At 43.2% G+C, this 20,283-nt stretch carries 17 protein-coding genes; 9 read left to right on the forward strand and 8 right to left on the reverse strand.

Going from position 1 to position 20,283, the window contains the following annotated elements; all coding sequences use genetic code 11:
* The first annotated feature begins 1 nt into the window (after nt 1).
* The 3 genes from B4K26_RS03190 to B4K26_RS03200 are packed head-to-tail and all read left to right on the forward strand — an operon-like array spanning nt 2 to nt 3,449.
* Entirely contained in the window at nt 2-1,096 is a 1,095-nt protein-coding gene (locus B4K26_RS03190) for a hypothetical protein (protein WP_296243500.1), read from the forward strand.
* Nucleotides 1,097-1,135: 39 nt separating this feature from the next.
* The gene (locus B4K26_RS03195; RefSeq protein WP_296243501.1) at nt 1,136-2,242 is read left to right on the forward strand and encodes an META domain-containing protein; all 1,107 of its coding nucleotides are present in this window, start codon (nt 1,136-1,138) and stop codon (nt 2,240-2,242) included.
* A gap of 55 nt (nt 2,243-2,297) precedes the next feature.
* Nucleotides 2,298-3,449, forward strand: a complete 1,152-nt coding sequence (locus B4K26_RS03200; protein ID WP_296243502.1) for an META domain-containing protein — start codon at nt 2,298-2,300, stop codon at nt 3,447-3,449.
* Between the two features lie 79 nt (nt 3,450-3,528).
* Here B4K26_RS03200 and B4K26_RS03205 read toward each other — a convergent pair whose 3' ends face one another.
* A complete protein-coding gene (locus B4K26_RS03205) occupies nt 3,529-3,948 on the reverse strand; it encodes a hypothetical protein (RefSeq protein ID WP_296243503.1) in 420 nt (139 codons plus the stop codon).
* A gap of 276 nt (nt 3,949-4,224) precedes the next feature.
* Here B4K26_RS03205 and B4K26_RS03210 point away from each other — a divergent pair, with 276 nt between their 5' ends.
* Nucleotides 4,225-4,782, forward strand: coding sequence for a superoxide dismutase family protein (locus B4K26_RS03210; RefSeq protein WP_296243504.1), 558 nt, complete (start codon nt 4,225-4,227; stop codon nt 4,780-4,782).
* A 128-nt stretch (nt 4,783-4,910) separates the two neighbouring features.
* Here the strand turns inward: B4K26_RS03210 and topA are convergent, their stop codons facing one another.
* Both topA and B4K26_RS03220 read right to left on the reverse strand, forming a co-directional pair.
* Nucleotides 4,911-7,589, reverse strand: coding sequence for a type I DNA topoisomerase (gene topA / locus B4K26_RS03215; RefSeq protein ID WP_296243505.1), 2,679 nt, complete (start codon nt 7,587-7,589; stop codon nt 4,911-4,913).
* Between the two features lie 281 nt (nt 7,590-7,870).
* Entirely contained in the window at nt 7,871-8,446 is a 576-nt protein-coding gene (locus B4K26_RS03220) for a hypothetical protein (protein ID WP_296243506.1), read from the reverse strand.
* 303 nt (nt 8,447-8,749) lie between these two features.
* On the opposite strand from B4K26_RS03220, the gene B4K26_RS03225 reads away from it, so the two are divergent.
* Nucleotides 8,750-9,289 carry a DUF2799 domain-containing protein gene (locus B4K26_RS03225; RefSeq protein ID WP_296243507.1) on the forward strand — a complete coding sequence of 180 codons (540 nt, stop codon included), beginning with the start codon at nt 8,750-8,752 and terminating at the stop codon, nt 9,287-9,289.
* Nucleotides 9,290-9,509: 220 nt separating this feature from the next.
* Here the strand turns inward: B4K26_RS03225 and B4K26_RS03230 are convergent, their stop codons facing one another.
* The 3 genes from B4K26_RS03230 to B4K26_RS03240 form a co-directional block, all read right to left on the reverse strand.
* Nucleotides 9,510-9,911, reverse strand: coding sequence for an ExbD/TolR family protein (locus B4K26_RS03230; protein WP_296243508.1), 402 nt, complete (start codon nt 9,909-9,911; stop codon nt 9,510-9,512).
* A 97-nt stretch (nt 9,912-10,008) separates the two neighbouring features.
* Nucleotides 10,009-10,728, reverse strand: a complete 720-nt coding sequence (locus B4K26_RS03235) for a MotA/TolQ/ExbB proton channel family protein (protein WP_296243509.1) — start codon at nt 10,726-10,728, stop codon at nt 10,009-10,011.
* Between the two features lie 155 nt (nt 10,729-10,883).
* A complete protein-coding gene (locus tag B4K26_RS03240) occupies nt 10,884-11,831 on the reverse strand; it encodes an energy transducer TonB (protein ID WP_296243510.1) in 948 nt (315 codons plus the stop codon).
* A gap of 344 nt (nt 11,832-12,175) precedes the next feature.
* Between B4K26_RS03240 and B4K26_RS03245 the strand changes: the two genes are divergently transcribed.
* From B4K26_RS03245 to B4K26_RS03260, 4 genes are all read left to right on the forward strand, one after another.
* Entirely contained in the window at nt 12,176-13,231 is a 1,056-nt protein-coding gene (locus B4K26_RS03245; protein WP_296243511.1) for a siderophore ABC transporter substrate-binding protein, read from the forward strand.
* A gap of 86 nt (nt 13,232-13,317) precedes the next feature.
* A complete protein-coding gene (locus tag B4K26_RS03250; protein WP_296243512.1) occupies nt 13,318-14,424 on the forward strand; it encodes an ABC transporter permease in 1,107 nt (368 codons plus the stop codon).
* 93 nt (nt 14,425-14,517) lie between these two features.
* A complete protein-coding gene (locus B4K26_RS03255) occupies nt 14,518-15,597 on the forward strand; it encodes an iron chelate uptake ABC transporter family permease subunit (protein ID WP_296243513.1) in 1,080 nt (359 codons plus the stop codon).
* A gap of 54 nt (nt 15,598-15,651) precedes the next feature.
* Nucleotides 15,652-16,422: an ABC transporter ATP-binding protein gene (locus tag B4K26_RS03260; RefSeq protein WP_296243514.1), complete on the forward strand. Its 771-nt coding sequence runs from the start codon at nt 15,652-15,654 to the stop codon at nt 16,420-16,422.
* Between the two features lie 46 nt (nt 16,423-16,468).
* Here the strand turns inward: B4K26_RS03260 and B4K26_RS03265 are convergent, their stop codons facing one another.
* The gene (locus B4K26_RS03265) at nt 16,469-17,869 is read right to left on the reverse strand and encodes a PepSY-associated TM helix domain-containing protein (RefSeq protein ID WP_296243515.1); all 1,401 of its coding nucleotides are present in this window, start codon (nt 17,867-17,869) and stop codon (nt 16,469-16,471) included.
* A 155-nt stretch (nt 17,870-18,024) separates the two neighbouring features.
* Nucleotides 18,025-20,100 carry a TonB-dependent receptor domain-containing protein gene (locus tag B4K26_RS03270; RefSeq protein ID WP_296243516.1) on the reverse strand — a complete coding sequence of 692 codons (2,076 nt, stop codon included), beginning with the start codon at nt 20,098-20,100 and terminating at the stop codon, nt 18,025-18,027.
* Nucleotides 20,101-20,283: the final 183 nt, after the last annotated feature.

The following is a 20,283-nucleotide window of genomic DNA, read 5'->3' on the forward strand; positions in this document are numbered from 1 at the left end:
AATGTTAAATCATTTAAGCGTGTCTCTAGTTGTAATAAGCACATTACTACCCTTCGCTTTATTAGGCTGCCAGACCAACAGCCTTAATCATTCAGCACAAACCAGTACCGTTATCGACGATAAAAACTGGTCAGCGACCACGCTCGAATCCAGACTGTTTCAAACCACCACGAAATATGAGTGGCAATTAACCCATGTCAGCGATGATAAGGGTCGAATCAAGCCTTTTAACCAAAAGCTGCCTTTGATAATGGAGGTACATCCAAGCCTTTTAACATTTACAGAAGGCTGTCAGCGTCAACAAGTTTCTTTTGATATGTGGTTACCATTACCGTACCTTTACGGGCAAATCAATATCAGAGAACCATCTGATAACTGCACCACAGTAAACCATTCAATTATCGAAAATTTGAGTAATAAAAACACAATCAAAAACAAAACAGGAAATGTCGTAAATGGTGTTTTTATACCCTATTCAGATACAGCTTTCAGATTTGATCCAGTACTACCAAACTCTGCACAGAATTCTAACAAGACATTAAAACATCTGGCTCTAAAAACCAATAAAGGAAAAACGCTGATTTTTTCGGGTACGCCCAAGCCTGAATATCCTGTGGCGGGCATGCCGCTTACCAATGAATTATTAGAGCGATACCAATGGCGTCTTATTAGTGCAACTGACGATACCAATAAAACTATTAATAAATTTAATCGTCTAGATGTACCTATTACTGCAAACTACAGGCTCGGTTCACATGATTATAGCAATCCTCAGCAAAGTAGTTTTAGCCAAAGTATTGGATTTTCTGTCGGATGCAATGGGGCTGGTGGGTCTTATGCTTTATCTACTAATCAGACGTTGCTAATTGGTGGCAACCCTTCAATGATGGTAGGGTGTGGTGATGACATTGATGATATTGAATCAAGCCTTAGCCGCCTAATGCTTTATAGCGCTAGTCAGTTAACATTGATCAATCTTGATAAGCAGAGAGTATCCAGTCCTTCTGATAACTCTGAATCTAGCTATCTCCTTACTCAAAAGTTAGAATCAGGCGAAACGTTTATCTGGAAGAATGAAATAAAGAAAACACCTTAGCCTCTATTCATTTTCATATTTTTTAAAAAGGATTTTACAATGCTCCTGCCACCTATAAAGCGCTCATTAACTATTATCAGTTTGTCTGTAGCAGTGGGATTAATGGGTTGCCAGTCTGCGCCATTGAATAGTATCCAGCAGACCACTATCGTCAACGCACCTGTTATTAAAGATAAATCTAACTTTACTGACGAGATAGTAATTAAAGAATCACAAGTAATGCAATGGGTAGCTCACTATGACTGGCAATTGGCGCAAGTAATTAATCAAAACGGTAATATCGTCGATATTGCAAACTTTACGCCGATTACCTTACAAGTAGCACCTAGTTCCATCAGTCTTTATCAAGGCTGTGAGCAGTATAGGATGGATTTTTATGCGATGTCCGCGCCGCCTTATCCCTATTATTCTCATCTTGCTAAAATACCCAAAACTTGTCATAACGACAATAGTACTGATACTGCAACTAAAGAGGATAATAGTATTCAATCGCTATTTGTTGAGTACGCACCTGTTAGGCTTAATTTTGAGTTATTGCCAACTTCGCATTTAACATCAGAATCAACGCCAGTCGCCATACAAGCTGCCCCTAAACGTTTGGCACTTAATATCGAAAACGGCAATCGCTTAATCTTTATAGGTTCATCTAAAACGTTGGCAGCTCCCACTGGATTGCCCATTACTAATGAATTATTGGAGCAGTATCATTGGACGCTGGTAAGCGCCGTCAGTAATACTTATGATGCAAAAGGGGAATTAACTAGAAAATCTTTGGGAAATTTTTATCACCCTGATCACCCTATTTCAGCGAGCTTTGAGAGTTGGCCTGACAGTCAATACGCATCCTTTAGCTCAGGCTGTAATGGCTCGCGCGCGCCTTATTCTTTACTCAATGATAATACCTTCGAAGTCGGCATTATTATTAGTACTGTAATGGGCTGCGGTGAGACAGGCAATAGAATCGAGTCCGCTTTGTTTGATTTAATGCGTGATAGCAGCAGTCAGCTGACATTAAGTTTGCAACCTTCAGAACAAGTATCGACCTCATCAAAAAACCAAATTAATTTTCCACACTATAACCTATTGCAAACGATGGCAACAGGCGAAACCTTAGTTTGGCAAAACGAAATAAAAGAGGCGCCTTAACAATATTTAAATTATTTATACGGATCTACATTTAATATAAAAACGGATAAGCATTATGACCCTTTTATGCCATTTATTGACGCCAGCTCGTACGCTTACTTTAATAAGCATGTTGGGCGTGGCAAGCTTAGTCGGCTGCCAGACTATAGATAATAGCGTAATTGAATCGATAACCGCTAAAGCGCCAAAACCAGTAGAGAACAATGAAGCGATTATTACGTTTCCACAAAGTGAAGATAATGAATACATTGCCTCATGGAAACTGCCCGAGCTACCAGTTGAAAGCCTCAACCGCTTTGATTGGAAACTGGTGCGCTGGATAGATAGCCAAGATGTGGTCACTCATGTGGATTCTGATAGCTATGCTGGGGGCGATACTGTACCGCCATTGATAATGGATGTGCGTCCGAGCAATATAGTATTTACATATGACTGCCAGCGTTATCGCCTGCATCATGATGGCTATCATAATTATACTTATAGCTCTTTTGGCGTCACGACTACCACCCCAGCATCCTGTAAAATAAGGGATAAGCAAGTGGCAAGCGATATTGCGGATTATTTAAATCAGCTATTTCCAAAGTATGGCCGAGGCCGTTTTAACCTTAAAGTCATCTCAACACCACAACAGCTATTGCCAAAACTACCTTCTGTCTTAAATAGTACATCTTTAAAAAAACCAACTCCTTATGAATTGGCATTAAACGCCCAAGACAAACAGTTTATCTTTGAGGGTACGCCTAAAAAATTACAGCCGATATCTGGGCTTCCAATTACCTATGAGCTGTTAAAAACCTATCGATGGCGACTCGTTAGCGCGGTCGATAGTAATAATAAAGCTATTATTGAGATCAGCCGTCCAGGGTTTCCCGTCAGCGCCTATTTTGGTTTTCCCGTATACAATGAGGAGCATCAAGTGGGGTTTGGCTCAGACTGTAATGGCGTTGGTGGCCCCTATATTTTAACGCCTGACAATATGCTGTTAATTGGCTCAGGGCCGCAAACCATGATGGGATGTGGCCCAAAACGCGAGGCCGCCGAAGACAAAATCCGAGAGCTTGAGCAACTAAGTAAAAGCCAATTAACCTTAGAGCAACTTTCAAACGCCAATATCGACAATCCAAGCCTACCTTATTATCTGCTTACCCAAAAGCTTGATACAGGCGAAACAGTAATCTGGAAAAACCAAAAAACCGTCACGCGTTAATATAAATTCAAGGCACAAAAAAGCCAAGCATAAAACAAACGCTTGGCTTTCTATATCAAAAGCTAGCCATTACAGACCACTATTTAATCGTCACCGTCATATAATATGGCTTTGGCGTATTGCCTTCGCGAGCTTGATTGCGCGGTTGCAACACACGAATGGTATGCTCACCCGTTTTATCTAGTGTCACCGTCTCAGAACTGATATCTGGCGAATTGGTGCCATAAAGTACAGGATATACATCATTACTACCAACGATGGTTGCGCTGACTTTTTGTCCTTTTTTGGCATAGAACTGATACTCGCAATATTTACTTCCTTTAATCGCGCCCGCCCGATTCACATCAAAGCTGCCCTTTGCCATACGTAATTCTTTAACACCGCAATCGGCGTTATAGTGTAAGTCGCCTGTTTGCGATGCCGCTTGTGCACTACCACCTACGCTCATCAGCCCCAATCCCAATATAGCTGCAGTAGTAATTTTAGACATAATAGTCATGATGACTCCTTATTGTTTTATAAATATTTATTATTGTTATTTCAATTCGTCATGATGAATGATATTGCATTTGATTAACACTGACATTCGTCATTTTATTTTGGCCAAACGTAATTACGAGCTACTTTAATGTTGCTATATCTATAGTACAAGACTTACATATATTAACGCTTTGTTGCGCTTTTGATGAATATCTACCGATTTAGCTTGGCTATACTATTTATCGAGCTCAAAGAAACTCGATAAATTTTAAATATAATATAAAGGAAGACAATAATGAATAAGACGATGCTTGCAAGTGCACTATTATGCGGTTCTGCCCTAGCGATGACGGGTTGCCAAACGGTAGAAGGTCAAATGCAAACGGGTAATCCTGTTAATCAGCCCGCGCTAAAATCAACCATTAAGGCAGTTTCTGGTAATAAAGATGAAGTGGGACAAGTGTTCTTGCGCCCAGTAGACGGTGGCGTTCAAGTTTATGGTAAACTTATGAATTTGCAACCTGGTAAAACAGTCGCATTACATATTCATGAAACGGGTAGCTGCGCCAATATGGGTAAAGCGGCTGGTGGTCATTTTAATCCAGACAACAAGCCGCACTCTAACCCTGATGACATGAATGGTCATGCAGGTGATTTACCAAACTTGACGGCCAATGCCGACGGCGTGGCAACGATTAACTATGTGAATAAGAAAATATCTGCTGCTGATGTCGGTAAATATAGCGTTAACCGTCGAGCCTTTATCGTGCATAGCGGTGCTGACGACTATAAGAGCCAGCCAGCTGGTAATTCAGGTGAGCGCGTTGCCTGTGGTATCATAGAAAAGATCTAATAAGGTTTAACAAATGAGATTTAAAGAATAGCGTTTAAAGTTAAATGCTATTGGTTTCATGAAAATCCATAGCATAAAAAAAACCTCTTAGATATTCTAAGAGGTTTTTTAGTGATAACATCAGGTTTTTACTCTTCTACCCACTCGCCGTTACGCCAATACAGTCCCCAACGCGTGGCCTTACCATTTTTCTCAGAACCGATATACTGCTCTTTTTTCTTGCGTGACCAACGCAGAATCGTTGGATTGCCATCAGGATCTTCATCTGGCCCTTCAAACAAATACTGGAATTTATCTTCCATTTTATCTTTGATATCACGTAGCTCAGCAAGTTTTGGCGGTCGGGTTTCACGGACTTTCGGGAATTTAGACGCGGCTAAGAACATCCCTGCTGCCCCTTCACGCAAGATAAAGTAATCATCGTGCTTGGTTGATTTTAGCTCAGGCATATGGATGGGCTCCATTCGCGGCGGTGCTGCTTCGCCGGTTTTAAGTACCTTACGGGTATTGTCACATTTCTGACACGCAAAGTAAGGCCCAAAACGTCCGGTTTTTAGTTCCATTTGCCCATCGCATTTATCGCAGTCGATGGTCGGCGCATCTGAACCCGGTACTTCAAACTTACCTTCTTCTAGGATATAGCCGTCGCAATCAGGGTTATTACCGCAGATGTGCAGCTTAAGACCACCATCGACGATATAGCCATTCATCGCCGTTCCGCATTTCGGACAGCGTTTTTTCTCCATCAAATCTTTAACTTCGGCTGCTTCATCATCGCTGTCGCCATCATCAAGATTGGCAAATGCTTCAACTGGCATTAAATTTTTGGTGCCTTTGCAGCGCTCTTTTGGTGGCAAGTTGTAACCCGTACAACCTAAAAATACGCCCGTTGACCCAGTTCGTAGCTGCATCGGACGATCACACAAATCGCAATGGACATCTGGCACATCGGTTGGATCATTTGGGCGCATACCGTCTTTTTCTTTGGCACGGTCAAGAGTCGTCTTAAAGTCGCCATAGAAATTATCAAGGACATCTTTCCAGTCAGTATCGCCTTCTGCGACATGGTCAAGCTTGTCTTCTAGCGCGGCAGTAAAGGTATAATCCATCAAATCGGGGAAACTTGCCGTTAGCCTGTCGGTGACGATATCGCCCATTTTTTCGGCAAATAAACGTTTATTTTCAAGCTTTACATAACCGCGGTCTTGAATAGTCGAGATGATAGAAGCGTAAGTCGAAGGTCGACCGATGCCTTTTTTCTCGAGCTCTTTGACCAAACTTGCCTCGGTATAACGCGGCGGTGGCTTAGTAAAGTGCTGACTTGGATCAAGTTTGTCTAGCGTTAATTTATCGCCTTGTTTGACATCTGGAAGTAAAGTATCGTCGGTCTTTGCTGGTGGCATGACTTTAGTAAAGCCATCAAACACTAAAGTGCGACCGCGCGCTTTTAGTTCAACATCGCTCGCAGCAACAAACAGATTTACCGATAAGTATTTAGCAGGCGTCATCTGACACGCCACAAACTGACGCCAAATCAGCTCATACAGACGGATAGCATCACGCTCAACCCCTTTTAGTTGGGTTGATTTCATATTGACGTTAGAAGGTCGAATCGCCTCATGCGCCTCTTGAGCACCTTGCTTATTACCATAAAAGTTTGGCTTTTCTGGTACGTATTTATCGCCGTAGCTGTCTTCGATATAACCACGCACGGCAGCAAGCGCATCGCCAGATAAGAAAGTCGAGTCGGTTCGCATATAAGTAATATGACCCGCTTCGTATAAGCGCTGCGCCAAAATCATGGTTTTTTTAACCGAAAATCCCAATCGAGTACTGGCCGCTTGTTGCAAAGTCGAGGTAATAAATGGTGCACTTGGGCGCGACTGTGTCGGTTTCTCTTCACGCTCTTTAACAATAAAGTCACTTGTTTTAAGCACTTCTAGGACTTTATCGGTCTGCTCTTTATTAACGAGCTTTAACGTTTTTCCGCCTTGCTTGGTGGCCTCTAAACGAATAGTCTCTTGCTCAGCGTCTGCAGACTTTTTGGTTTTACCACCAGCAACGTGAGTATCAGCATGGATTTGCCAGTACTCTTCTGGGATAAAGGCGCGGATTTCATGCTCACGCTCAACGACCAAACGCATAGCAACTGATTGAACGCGACCTGCTGACAGGCCGCGAGCCACTTTTTGCCACAGTAACGGAGATACCATAAAGCCAACCACGCGGTCTAAAAAGCGCCGCGCTTGCTGGGCATTGACGCGGTCAATATCAAGCTTTGATGGCTGCTTAAAGGCATTTTGAATCGCAGATTTGGTAATCTCGTTAAAGACCACGCGCTCATATTTGCTATCTGCGCCGCCGATGACTTCTTTTAAATGCCAAGCAATCGCTTCCCCTTCTCTGTCCATATCCGTTGCCAGATAGATTTTGTCGGCGTCCTTGGCTAGGGCTTTGAGCTCTTTAATAACTTTGGTTTTATTCGGTAGTACTTCATAAACTGCCGCCCAATCATGTTCAGGGTCAACGCCCATACGCCGTACGAGTGCTTGCTGAGTTTTCTCTTCTTTGGTCAGACTCTTATCTTTTTTGCTCAAAGCTGGCTTCTTCGAGCTTTTACTTGCGCCAACGGGCAAATCTCGAACATGACCAATACTTGAGCGAACAATAAAATCGTCGCCTAAGTATTTGTTAATTGTTTTGGCCTTGGCGGGCGATTCTACAATGACCAAAGACTTGCCTTTTGGGCTGCCTTTAGTTTTGTCAGTAGCCGTAGCTGGGCTTTCTTTGGTTGCGGTTTTTGCCATAAGTGACGACACCATAATAAGTAAAATAGAATAAGAATAAATTTGGCAGCGTGGCGATTTATAATGGTTAGTTATAATGGCTCAGCGAATTATTGTAGTAAGATCTGCCAATAAGAGCGGTTAAAAAACAAACGATAACCTTAATGCATAAATACAGTTATAAAGACGTTACACTGCTAGCCGTTAAACTGTCAACTTAAAATGACTGAGAGTTTGCCAAAAGCGCTTGCATATTGCCTTTTAATGGAGACGAAAAAATAATTTACTAGCTTACTGCGATTTCATGGGCGCTTTTGCATCTTCAATGCCCATTTTTCGAGGTTTGCCTTTAGTATTAACAAGTCGCCTTCAATCGCTTGTTGCTGATAAGCAGGATTGGTCGCGGGACGCACATAAGCAATATCTTCCCAATAGATAACAATGCTATTTGACTTAATCACTAACGCTTTCACAAATGGCTCGATGCTAGCTGGTAGCGCTAGAGGCTCTTTATCTAAGCTAAAATTGGCTTGTACAGGTAAGCTGTTCTTTAAGCCATTGTTGTCGCTATTATTAATACCAACACTTTTATTACCGACATCGCTTGCCGGACGCCATTGACCATCTATCACCTGATATCGCGCCAAGGGCAGCTTCACATTATCCAATACCAAACCGTACTGCCCGATCATGCCGCGGCCATACTCATTGTCTTTGCCCTTCACCCAATCTGGGCAAGTGACCAGCTTTGGGTTGAGCTGCAAACGGCGCGCCGTCATGCGCAGCTTATCTAAACGCTGGTCGATACCGCTAGGTTTGAGCGCCATCATACTCCCTAATACGAATAGTACAATGACGATCGCAATCCACATTCCCATAACCGTCTGACCTTTTAACGAAATTAATGTAGTGCTAGCAATGAAAAGCAGCTCTTCACGACAATCTCATATCTACGTGCTTATAATGAGCGCAAACCTTTAAAAATCAAGCGAATTCAAATACTATCGTTTATAAATGGCCAAACGCTAAGCGAACCTGACACTTACTAACCCCCTATCATTTATAGTGGTATATCAAATGCTTAGTACAGAAAACGCCTCATTTAACAACAAGATGCAAAAAGTTGGTTATTTAAAAAAGTGCTATGATAAACCATAATTTTAAACGCGCGCAGGTTTATTATGAATTATCTTCTTAAGCAGAACTCATCGACCGCTGCACTAGCCAGTAAATGTGTTGGTAAACTGTTGAGTAAATCTGGACTTACCATCCCGCTAGTGGGCGCGACTTTACTTACTTTATCAGGCTGTGCCACTACCCAAAGTCTAACGCCTGAACAATGTCAAAACAGCAATTGGCAAGAAGTTGGCTATGTTGACGGACTTCACGGGCGTTCGGGTGCTTATCTTGGCAACTATACCAATCAATGTGCAAGCGTCATTGGCGCAACGCCAAACCGCGTATTATGGGAGCAAGGACGTCAGCAAGGACTAAAAAACTACTGTACTGAGCTCAATGCCTATAAGTTAGGCCGCGAGGGTTATGATTGGCAGCCTGTCTGTCCGCTCGAAGGCATTGATAAGCTAGAAGAAGCCTACGCGCAAGGTCGCTACTATTATATCCGTCAGCGTGATCTTGATTATCTGCGCTCGCCCTATCCGTTTGGTTATGGTCCCGGACGATTGGGATATGGTTATCGTCCGTTTGGTTATGGTTGGTAATCGCTATAATTGCTACTCGTTATATAATCTACTTACTTAGGCTAAGGATTGCTAAAAAAAGATAACCTCGCCAGGTTACCCAAGCGAGGCGGGAGAAAAATTTATTATTTTAATTATTCTTCTTATTGTCTTGGCTATTTTCTTATTGATCAGCCTAGTGCTTTATCTTGCCAGCGTATTTTTCTAAGCGCTGCCTCTTTAAATTACTTACTTCTGCAAATTACTCGTTAACAAAAGCAATCTTAGTCAATCCTGCTTGACTAGCCGCTGCCAATACTTGTGCCACGGTATCGTATTTACCTTCTTTGTCTGCTCGTAACTGGATAGAAGGATCGTTCCCGCTTGCAGACTGCGCTTGCAGACGCCTTTCTAATGCTTCTATGCTGACAGGCTCATCATCCCAAAATAGGCCAGCATCTTTATCAATACTAATTTGAATGGCCTCTGGCGGTGTTTCATTGACCTCGGCGCTGGTCTTTGGCAGATCTAATGGCACCGTCGGATTCAGTACGGTCGCCGTCAATAAAAAGATAATCATCAATACCAGCATGATATCGATAAGCGGAATAAGGTTCATCTCATTCATGCTTTGACTATCATCATCACCCAAGTGAAATGCCATAACTGTTCTCAATACCGTTAGTTGTCGTCTTTGCTGCTCGTACCTTTAGCTGGTCCGCGCCTTGCTTTTTGGCTTATTTTTCTCTACTGAAGAGCCATTACAGCTGCGATGGCGCGGATTTGTGATAATTCTCAGATGACTGAACAGCCTGTTTGTCTGTATTTGCGCTTTTCATTAACTGAGCTTGAGTCGCAGTAGTACCTTGCTGAATCGATGATTGCTGGACTGCAGACGATTGGAATGATGATTGTTGAACTGCAGCAAACGCGGTAGATTGCGCCAATAAATCATGCGCTCTATCGTTAGCCTGGTACATCACGCGGCGATTGATACGCACCGCAAGGTTATAAAATACCACGGCTGGAATCGCAACGGCGATACCAAGACCAGTCATAATAAGGGCTTCACCTATTGGTCCTGCTACTTGTCCTAATCCTGCTTGACCAGTGGTTCCGATGTTATGCAGCGCATGAAAAATACCCCAAACTGTTCCAAACAACCCAATGAATGGTGCGATGGCTGCTGTGGTTCCAAGAATTGGCAATCCGCGCTCACTTGCAAAACGGTAGCGACCGATATGCTTAAGTAGCGTCTGCTCAATCACCAATCGTCGCGACGCGGCATCCGTGTCAGCTAAGCTTGCTTGTTTATTATGAATATGTTGACTCAAATCGTCAGCGACACTAGCTGCCAGTTTGCGACTTTGTAGTATACGGATGATACCGGTCACCCAAGAGGCAACAGATAAAGCGATGAGCAAAAAGAATAAGGTTCTGGTCACCATATCGCTATATTGCCAGTAGGTTGTAAAGTCCATATCAGACTCCTTAAATTGGGACGTCGTTACTTGTCATTTTTGATTTTCAGCAAGGCATATTTCAAATGTTCATATGCATTTCTAATACTTACTGGCACATATCTTTGTCATAACTGGTTGCTATATATCTGTCTTATAACTATGTTGTTATACATTTACGGAACCGCATAAGCGATTGGTAGGGTGACATTGCCAACCACTGGAGCGCCGTTTTTTGTAAAAGGTTTGAATTTCCCTGAGCGTACTTGACGCTGCGCTTCTTTATCTAAAATCGAATTTCCAGACGATTGGATAACTCGCACGCTATCAATACCGCCCTGTTTATTCACTCTCAATACCAACACCACATTGAGCGTGTCGCCTGAACGGGCTCGCCTAGCAGCGCGGTCGGGAAAGCTAAAGTTTGGCGCCGATGCCCAATTAGCAGCACTGGCTGTAAAGTTAACCGGTTCATTACTTGCCGCTGCCGCTTTAGCATCAGCCTCTGCTTTTGCTCGAGCAGCAGCTTCTGCAGCTTGCTTTGCAGCCTTTATTTCAGCGGCTTGTTTAGCAGCAGTTGCGGCTTTGGCGTCTGCCTCCGTTTGAGCCTCACGGGCGGCTTGCGCATTTGCTTCTTGCATAGCTTTTGCTTGCATTTGTGCTTGTTGCGCGGCTTTTTCTGCCTGTGCCGCTATTATTCGGCGCTGCTCATCAGCAGCTGCTTTATCTATAACTGGTGGCTTGTATTCTATTTTTTTCTTTACTGGTTGTTCTTTTATAGGCGGCTTTTGTGGTGGCGCTTCTTTTTGAACCGTTGGCTTTTCCTCTTTTACCACTGGATCTTGTGGTGTAACGGCTGCAACTTTTTGTGGTGATTTAGCCTTAGGTTCGGGATTATTTTTTGGCGTTTCTTCTACCTCTGTAACCATACTTTCGACAGGCTTAGCAGGTAATGTGACCATTTGAATTTCAAGCGGCGGTGTGTTTTTGATGGAGTCAACTTTAGGCGCAGGCGCCTTGATTAAAACTAAAGCGATTGCTGTCAGCACGTGTAACCCGACCACTACAATAATAGCGATAAGTATCAGTCTCAGAGGTGGCGCGTCTAAATCCGTTGAACTCATAACACCCTAACATTTAACCGTCATAGAATGGCGCTAATAATAATGCAAACGATAACTATTATCAATAGTAAATGTTTAACTCCTCTATTTTTTTGCGGCCTATCTTAAGTAAAGCTCTTAAGCAAAGTTGTTTTAAAAGTAAAAAGCGCTTAATAAAAACCATTATCATTAGCATTGATAATAAGTCTCAATTACTTTATCATGGCAGTTATTTTGTTATGTTAAAAAAGCAAGTTAACGTAAAACTCTGCTTATAAATTCAGGCTTTCTTACTCATTGTTTCGCCGTTTTCTTTATCATTTTTATAATAAAACCAACCAAACCTTTGATATACCGAGTTATTTATGTCTACTACTTTATGTTCTAATCGTACTGTTAATCCTCTTTTTAAACGTCCATTATTAGCTGCCATGATGACAGCGCTGATTGCCAGTATTGGCCTAGCAGGTTGTAGCTCGCCTGACTCAAGTGATAATGAGATTACCGAAACCAAAGCTGAAAACCAAACAGCCGATGAGGCCTCGAATGTTGCTGAGAATGACAATGTCTCTGTTGCGACCATCCCTGTCGATACAGTAAAAGGCAAAGTCGATTTAGCGATAAACCCGTCACCATTGGTCGTTTATGACATGACCTTGATGCAAGACTTAGCAGCACTTGACGTCGCGGTTGACGGCATGCCAAGTGGACTACACTTAGATAACTTACAATCAAAAGTACATCCTGATCCTAAAGAAGTTGGAACGGTTTTTGAACCAGACCTTGAAGCATTGAATGCCATGCAGCCGCAAGCTATTTTGATTGGTTCGCGAATGGCAGAAAAATACAATGAGCTATCAAGTATCGCACCAACGCTCGATATGAGCATTGATACGGCAAATATTTATGAGTCAAGCAAGCAGCGCCTGCATGATTTGGGTGCCTTATTTGGTAAAAGCGATCAAGCATTAAAATTGCAAAGCAATATTGACTCGCTGATTGATGAGACAAAAGCTTTAACGAAAGACAATAAAGGAAAAGGCTTGGTAGTCATGGTCAATGGCAATAAGCTGTCCGCCTATGGTGATAAGTCGCGCTACGGCTTTATTCATGGTGTATTAGATATTCCAATGGCAGATGACCAAATCACTGACGCCCGTCACGGTCAGCCAATCTCATTTGAATATCTACAAAAAACCAATCCTGACTGGTTATTCGTCGTCGATCGCAGCGCCGCGATTGGTGAAGATGGTGCTGGTGCCAAAGCCGTGTTGGACAATCCACTGGTCGCGCAAACCACTGCTTGGAGTAAAGACCAAGTGGTGTATCTAAGTCCAGATTCTTACTTAGCCTTTGGCGGTTATTACCAATGGATTCAGGATTTAACGACGATTAAAAACGCCTTTGCTGCTGCAAAATAAATCCTATCGCAATACCAGCAACTGTTGCTCATGACAGTTGTTGCTCATGACAATTTTCACACTTCATTTGTAAGCCAGTAGCCGTTATGTCACTATTTTCACCTCGTGCTCAAGCCAGCGTTAAATCCAGCTCTGCTCTGCCCGCTGCGCCATCAAGCTGGCAACAGCGTGCAAATAGTGGCAGCCGTGTCAGCACTAAACCACACCGCGCCGCCATACCGCCCTGGCTTATCAATACCGCTAGCCTCATGATTATGGGGCTTTTGGTAGTATTAAGTTTATCGATTGGGGTGGCAGATTTTTCGTGGTCAGGTATTTTGCAAAGCCTTATCAGTCAAAGTGCTAACTCTGATAGCTCGTTAATGTTGGTGAGCCGTATTCCGCGCACCGTTGCCATTATTTTGACTGGTGTGGCGATGGCAGTAGCAGGCATGATTATTCAAGTGGTGCTAAAAAACCGCTTCGTTGAGCCATCAATGGTTGGGGCAACCCAAAGTGCTGCGCTAGGTTTACTCGTAGTCAGTTTATTGTTCCCCGCCAGCGCGCTGTTGGTCAAAATGGGCGTCGCGACCATAGCAGCGGTAGGTGGCATGACGCTCTTTATGCTGCTGATTCACCGCGTTCCGCCGACAGATTTTTTGATGATTCCACTGATTGGTATTGTCTTTGGTGGCATTATCGAAGCCGTGACGACCTTTATCGCTTATCAAACTGAGTCATTACAGATGCTGAGTGTTTGGCAATTTGGCGATTTCTCTTCGGTATTAGCTGGACGTTACGAGCTGTTGTGGTTGACAGGTGGACTGTGCGTGCTGGCTTATATTATCGCTGATAAACTGACCATCGTTGGTTTGGGTGACAATATCGCGCTGAACTTAGGGATTAGTAAACAACAAGTGACGTGGCTTGGGGTGGGAATGGTAGCGATGATGAGTGCTGTTGTGGTGGTAACGGTTGGGATGATTCCATTTATCGGCTTGGTCGTACCCAATATCGTTAGCCGCATCATGGGCGATAAATTACGCCGCAGCTTGCCAGCAGTGGCTCTTTTAGGGGCATCAGCAGTACTGCTCTGCGATATCATTGGACGCTCCATTCGCTATCCTTTTGAGGTTCCTGTTGCGACGGTTTTTGGTGTGGTCGGTACGGTGCTGTTTTTATGGTTATTATTACGTGCGCCTGCTGAGCAATAATTTGGCTCATTAAATATGGTTATTTAAACATTGCCATCTTTTTTCTTAACTTTTTTGTCTTACTAGATAAGCTTGGCACTATAGGATTTATTCATGTTCTCACCGTCTAAGCTGCATTCTGGAAAAACTGGCTCGGCAGAAAAGAGTATTCCTAAAAATGGCACTTTAAAAGACAACAGCCATGCAAATACTTCTAACCAAAGCCGATTAGCTCAGCTTTGGGCATTTATCGCCAGTCATCCAAAATCCATTGCCGCCGTTATATTATTTATCTCGATGGTCCTATTTTTGACGATCAACGTCAACGGTCATTGGGATTTCGCCCTGCCATTACGTGGTAAAAAATTGCTGGCACTGATGGTTGTCGGCTATGCGATTGGTGTATCAACGCTACTGTTTCAAACCTTAACGCACAATCCTATTCTAACGCCGTCACTGTTAGGCTTTGACTCGCTATATGTGTTATTGCAAAGCTTACTGGTGTTCTTCTTGGGCACCATTAGCTTTACCAGTATCAATCCTATCGTGAAATTTACCCTCGAAATCGTCCTCATGTTTGGTGCATCGTTACTATTATTTCGAGTATTATTTTCAAAAAGCAGTCAGGATTTGACGCGACTTATCTTGGTAGGCGTTATCTTTGGCGTGTTGTTTCGCAGCTTATCGGCGCTGATTGCACGGCTTATTAACCCCGATGATTTTGTGGTTGTACAATCGGCCAGTTACGCGCAGTTTAATACCGTCAATCCGCAGCTTTTGGGCATTAGCTTTGTTATTTGCGTCATCAGTGCACTGTTTATCTGGCGCTGGCGATATCAATGCGATGTCTTAATGCTAGGCAAATCGCAAGCGATTAACCTCGGTATCGACTATCAACGCCTCGCTTTTGGGCTATTAACAATCATCGCGGTATTGGTCGCTACTGCTACCGCCTTAGTCGGTCCAGTGACCTTTTTTGGTTTACTCGTCTGCGCCTTGACCAATCGTATCGCGCGGCATATGTATCATAGTGAGCGTCTGATATTGGTCAGCTTGGTGGCGATGATTTGCTTGGTTCTTGGTCAAACCATATTTGAGCAGGTGCTCGGCATGGCAGGCGTATTGTCAGTCGTGATTGAACTGGCGGGCGGCTTGGTATTTCTATTATTAATATTTATGACCTATCGCCGTTAAAGATGATTTTTTAAGACGCAACGGGTTAAAACTTTTCTAAAAACAAGAATTGCTATGATTAAAATAAATAATATTTCTCATCATATTGGCAAACAGCAAATCCTGCATGACATTACTCTGTCTTTGCCGCCCTCCCAAGTTATCGCTCTAATAGGGCCGAATGGCGCGGGAAAATCGACGTTGTTTTCAGTGATGGCCCGCTTACAGCCGCTGCAATCTGGGCAAGTCAGTTTCGTTGTAGGTAATGAGGAGCATGATATCGCCAATTGCCCTGTGCGCATGCTGTCTAAGACAGTGGCAATGCTTGGGCAAGACAATCAAGTACAAGGCCGACTGCGCGTGCACGAGCTGTTAATGTTTGGGCGCTATCCTTACCATCAAGGACAACCAACGGCTGATGATCAGCAAAAAGTGCAAGAGATTATCGAACGCTTTGAGCTTGAGCCGTTAGCCGAGCGCTTTTTATCAACGCTCTCTGGTGGCCAACGTCAACGCGTGCTGATTGCAATGATTGTTTGCCAAGATACGCCGTACCTACTCCTTGATGAACCGCTCAACAATCTAGATATGTATCATGCTGGCCGTCTGATGCGTGAGCTGCGTGAGTTGAGCCATACTGAGCAAAAAACTGTGGTGATTGTCTTGCACGACATCAATCAAGCCGCACAATTTGCCGATACGGTAGTGACCATGAAAGAGGGTCGCGTACTGGCGACAGGCGCGCCTGTTGATGTCCTTACGCATGAAACGATGAGAGAATTATATAACGTCGATGTGACCGTACTTAATCATCAAGGCCGACCAGTGATTGTGGATACGGTTTAAGTACGGCCTATCTTGTGATTGATTTTTAATCGTTAATTCTTAATCGTTAATTTTTCATGGTCGTTTTGAACAGGCGCTTTGAAAAGTCGTTCTTAACTGTTAATTTCTGCCTTTGCTTTAATCGACTCTGATGACCTTTGGCCCATAGATAAAAACCTGTAGCGGACAAAATAGCCACGGTCAATCCTATCATTGCTAAAAATATTTGATAAAGTAGATGATTGATACCGTGACTAATATGTCCCATATGCAGCGTCGATAACCATTGATCGATCTTATTACCAAAGGTGCTTTGATAACCGAAATTGACCTTTTCGACTTTACCAGCCGCCGCATGCACTGTGATAGACGAAGCGCCACCGTGCGTGCCGACATCTTTATCCGTTTTAAAGCGCATTTGCCATTGCCCTTCTTCCGAAAGCCAGCGTATGCCTAATGGCTGCTGAACGGTTACGCCGTTTTTTTGCGCAGCAATATGCGCTTGCTTCCTTAAATACGCAATACTATTCGCTTTATTAACAAAAGCATCACTACCTGTCTCAGTGCTTATTGATGCAACGGCTGACATAGCCTGCACGTTCGATTTATCTGCTGTTTTTGCTTGGTTTTTCTCCCTGCCTTTAGCCTCTCTACCTTCAAATCCGACCACTGCTTGCATCACAGGTTGATAGACCGATTTTAAATTAAAACCGACACTCGACCACGCAATGACAAATAGCATCAGCCACAGCCATAAACCAAAAGCGTGATGTAAATCATAATTGAGCTTAAAGGTATTGGTTTTGCGGCGGATTTTCCACGCCGGCAGCCAGCGCTTAATAAAAGACGTGCGTTTTTTAGGCGCAGTTTTAGATACAGTTTTCTGCAATGCTTTTTTACCGTTAACGGCTCTAGGAAAGGTTAAATAAAAACCAATAAAGCAATTAATCGTCCAAATAAGCGCAATCACACCTAACAGCAACTTACCAATATCACCGAGCAATAAATCACGGTGCAACCAAAACACTTTCCACATGGTATTGCGCCATGCCCATTCATCTTTATCACGCGTTCCTACGATATCGCCGTTATAAGGGTTTACATAAACCTCTTGAAACGGGGCTTTAGGTTGATTTTTAGCGCTTTGACCTCGAACTCTATCGACTGAAAATACCGCAGATTTATCCGCTTCTAATGACGTTGGCATACTAGAAAAATTGTATTCTGGATAGGCGGCGACCACCTTATCGTGCAACCCTGCAATAGGAAGCTGCGGCGTATCTTGCCGCTCAATCTGTACCAATTGATGATTAAACACATCATCCAACTCGTCATGGAAAGCCAATAACGAGCCAGTAAGACCCGCTATGATTAAAAAGCCTGCCATCACAAGCCCAGTATAACGATGAATCCAAAGACAAATACGGCGCATATTCAATACAAAAGAAGATAATGAAAGTGAAGTCATGAGTGCTGATTCTTTATGAATATATAGGGTTAATGGTGGTAGAGCCGAAGCGTAATTTTTAAAAAGAAGGCTTAAGTGCCAAAAAATGGTGATAAAAAAGCCAGCTCTTTTTTATAAAAAGCTGGCTTCTTTGCTACTAGAAAATAAATGCAGGCTTAAAACTGATACGTCAATGACGCTTTGATATTACGACCTGGCTCAAAGTCAGTGCTATCATCTTTTAGAGGATCGAATCTTGAAGCATGACTGGCATAAGTTTCATCAAAGATATTATACACGCCAACCGTGGCTTTTAGACCTTCTACTTGTGTTGGCAAGTAGCTCATAAAGATATCATGAACGTCATAGCTTGGTTTTTTAATTTCTGTAACTTCTCCTCTACTTATAAAGGTCTGTGTGACAGGGGCGACATAGGTGCTGCGCCAGCCAAGCTCAGTGGTATCGGTTGGCTGATAGGCCAAATTGACCATGTATTTATCACCAGCATCTGCGGCTGATCCTGTTTGTGAATAAAAACTGTAACCTGTATCTTCACCCTTACTACGAGCATGAGCGTAGCTTAATCCCATGCTGAAGTTATTCATTTTATAATCAGCGGCCAGCTCAACACCTTTGATTTTATAATCTTCATCCTTATTGACCGCACCTTGGCAATCATTTCCAAGATTTGGTCCACAGCTTAGACCTGAGCGTATAAATTCAATATAGTTTTCGATATTGGTTTCAAAATACTTACCGCTTAATTGTAGCGCATCATTAGCCGTGGTGAGATCGCGCAAGGTTGTGACGATACCCACTTCGGTATTATCGCCCTCTTCTGCTTTTAAATCGTTATTAACGACAGTGCCAGCACCATCTCGATTGAAAATAGCTTGGCTTAAATCTGGGCCATTGAACAGCTGAGTATAGCTAGCAAAAACCTGTGTACGTGGCGCAATCTCGTAGCTTGCTGCTAGCGCACCGACGACATTATCATACGTTTTACCACCAGCAACAAAATCTGGCGCTTCATAACGGTCATAACGCACGCCTGGCGTTAGGCTGAATTTGCCCATTTGCCATTGGTCTTCTAAATAAACTGACGTATTTTTAGCACTATCTTCCCCTGATGCGGGCAGTTTTGTTGAACGGTCTTTAGCGGTGTAAAAATCTGACTGTTTTTTATAGTGCTCTAACCCTGCGATCAGTTTATGGCGTCCTGAGGCTTCATCAATCACACTGGTGTTTTCGATTTTACCGCCAGTGGTTTTTACTTTTGCATCCCAATCATAGCCTGGCGATGTTTTCGGGTCATTATCACGCGAAATTTGGGTCTCGGTTTGATAAATAGTGGTATCAACGTCGATAAGCGAGCTTGCTGGGTTAAAGTTATAATCAAGCGTATACGTATCACGCTTTACTTTTTGCGGGATTGGATCATCGCCGAGGCTTGGAAAATCTGGGCGGAATGGAAAGGTCCCTTCTTTATCAGTTCGGCTAAAGCTTGCGCCTACATGATGGTCCTCACCAACATAAGCACCAGCTTTTAATAAGAAGCTCTCGCTCTCACTGTCTTCAAACAACTCACGGCCTTCGCCGTCTTCACCCGAGCTGGTATCACGCTTACCATAATAGGCCAATAAATCGACATTATCAGATGGGGCGCCAAAAACCGTGGCTGACGTCAGTAGCTCATCATTATTACTGGCATAACCTGCTTTTAGCTTGGCACCAATCTTTTGACCTGGTTTGAGTAAGTCAGCGGCATCGACCGTTTTAAAAGCAACCGCGCCGCCAAGTGCATCATTACCGAGCGTGACAGAATTATTACCCACTGCCACATCCGCTTGCTTAAGCAAATCAGGATCAATGGTAATGTCGCCCATATGATAGAACAGCTTACCTTCTTGACGCGCGCCATCAATAGTGACTTTTAGGTTGCTGTCTTCAAGACCGCGAATACGAATACGCTGATTGACCGATGAAGTACCCCCTATGGTCACACCTGGAACGACATTTAAAAAATCACTCAAATGACTTGCTTGCTGAGCTGGCGTATAGTCTTCCACATCAACGTTATCTTCTTGTACTTTTTCACGAACTGAACTGTTAGCAGTCACCGTGATGGTTTGTAAAGTAGTACTAGGCAATTTCTCTGCCGCAACCGCTAGCTGTGACCACAGGACTGCCGAAACAGCGACCGATAAGACCTTTAATGGCTTAGAAAATGTGGCTGACTTGACTTCGCGCATAACACACTCACTCTTCTTACTATTAGGATTAAAGTGCTACTTCTAAAAGTAGTTTGGGATTTTGCTTTCTTATTCTTTCTTAAAACATTTGTCATTTTCTGATTTATAGCCCTTACTAAATCAAAAGACTCACATAAGAATGACATGATTAACACTAATGATAATGATTAGCATTTAAATTAT

The sequence above is a fragment of the Psychrobacter sp. UBA6766 genome, assembly GCF_002453355.1.
GTDB lineage: Bacteria > Pseudomonadota > Gammaproteobacteria > Pseudomonadales > Moraxellaceae > Psychrobacter.

What these genes read in the sequence shown, in the direction of transcription:
- B4K26_RS03255 (WP_296243513.1), top strand. Translation starts at nt 14,518, where the DNA reads ATGTTCTCACCGTCTAAGCTGCATTCTGGAAAAACTGGCTCGGCAGAA.
- B4K26_RS03200 (WP_296243502.1), top strand. Translation starts at nt 2,298, where the DNA reads ATGACCCTTTTATGCCATTTATTGACGCCAGCTCGTACGCTTACTTTA.
- B4K26_RS03250 (WP_296243512.1), top strand. Translation starts at nt 13,318, where the DNA reads ATGTCACTATTTTCACCTCGTGCTCAAGCCAGCGTTAAATCCAGCTCT.
- B4K26_RS03230 (WP_296243508.1), bottom strand. Translation starts at nt 9,911, where the DNA reads ATGGCATTTCACTTGGGTGATGATGATAGTCAAAGCATGAATGAGATG.
- B4K26_RS03225 (WP_296243507.1), top strand. Translation starts at nt 8,750, where the DNA reads ATGAATTATCTTCTTAAGCAGAACTCATCGACCGCTGCACTAGCCAGT.
- B4K26_RS03205 (WP_296243503.1), bottom strand. Translation starts at nt 3,948, where the DNA reads ATGACTATTATGTCTAAAATTACTACTGCAGCTATATTGGGATTGGGG.
- B4K26_RS03245 (WP_296243511.1), top strand. Translation starts at nt 12,176, where the DNA reads ATGTCTACTACTTTATGTTCTAATCGTACTGTTAATCCTCTTTTTAAA.
- B4K26_RS03235 (WP_296243509.1), bottom strand. Translation starts at nt 10,728, where the DNA reads ATGGACTTTACAACCTACTGGCAATATAGCGATATGGTGACCAGAACC.
- B4K26_RS03220 (WP_296243506.1), bottom strand. Translation starts at nt 8,446, where the DNA reads ATGGGAATGTGGATTGCGATCGTCATTGTACTATTCGTATTAGGGAGT.
- B4K26_RS03260 (WP_296243514.1), top strand. Translation starts at nt 15,652, where the DNA reads ATGATTAAAATAAATAATATTTCTCATCATATTGGCAAACAGCAAATC.
- B4K26_RS03195 (WP_296243501.1), top strand. Translation starts at nt 1,136, where the DNA reads ATGCTCCTGCCACCTATAAAGCGCTCATTAACTATTATCAGTTTGTCT.
- B4K26_RS03265 (WP_296243515.1), bottom strand. Translation starts at nt 17,869, where the DNA reads ATGACTTCACTTTCATTATCTTCTTTTGTATTGAATATGCGCCGTATT.
- B4K26_RS03270 (WP_296243516.1), bottom strand. Translation starts at nt 20,100, where the DNA reads ATGCGCGAAGTCAAGTCAGCCACATTTTCTAAGCCATTAAAGGTCTTA.
- B4K26_RS03190 (WP_296243500.1), top strand. Translation starts at nt 2, where the DNA reads ATGTTAAATCATTTAAGCGTGTCTCTAGTTGTAATAAGCACATTACTA.
- B4K26_RS03240 (WP_296243510.1), bottom strand. Translation starts at nt 11,831, where the DNA reads ATGAGTTCAACGGATTTAGACGCGCCACCTCTGAGACTGATACTTATC.
- B4K26_RS03210 (WP_296243504.1), top strand. Translation starts at nt 4,225, where the DNA reads ATGAATAAGACGATGCTTGCAAGTGCACTATTATGCGGTTCTGCCCTA.
- topA (WP_296243505.1), bottom strand. Translation starts at nt 7,589, where the DNA reads ATGGCAAAAACCGCAACCAAAGAAAGCCCAGCTACGGCTACTGACAAA.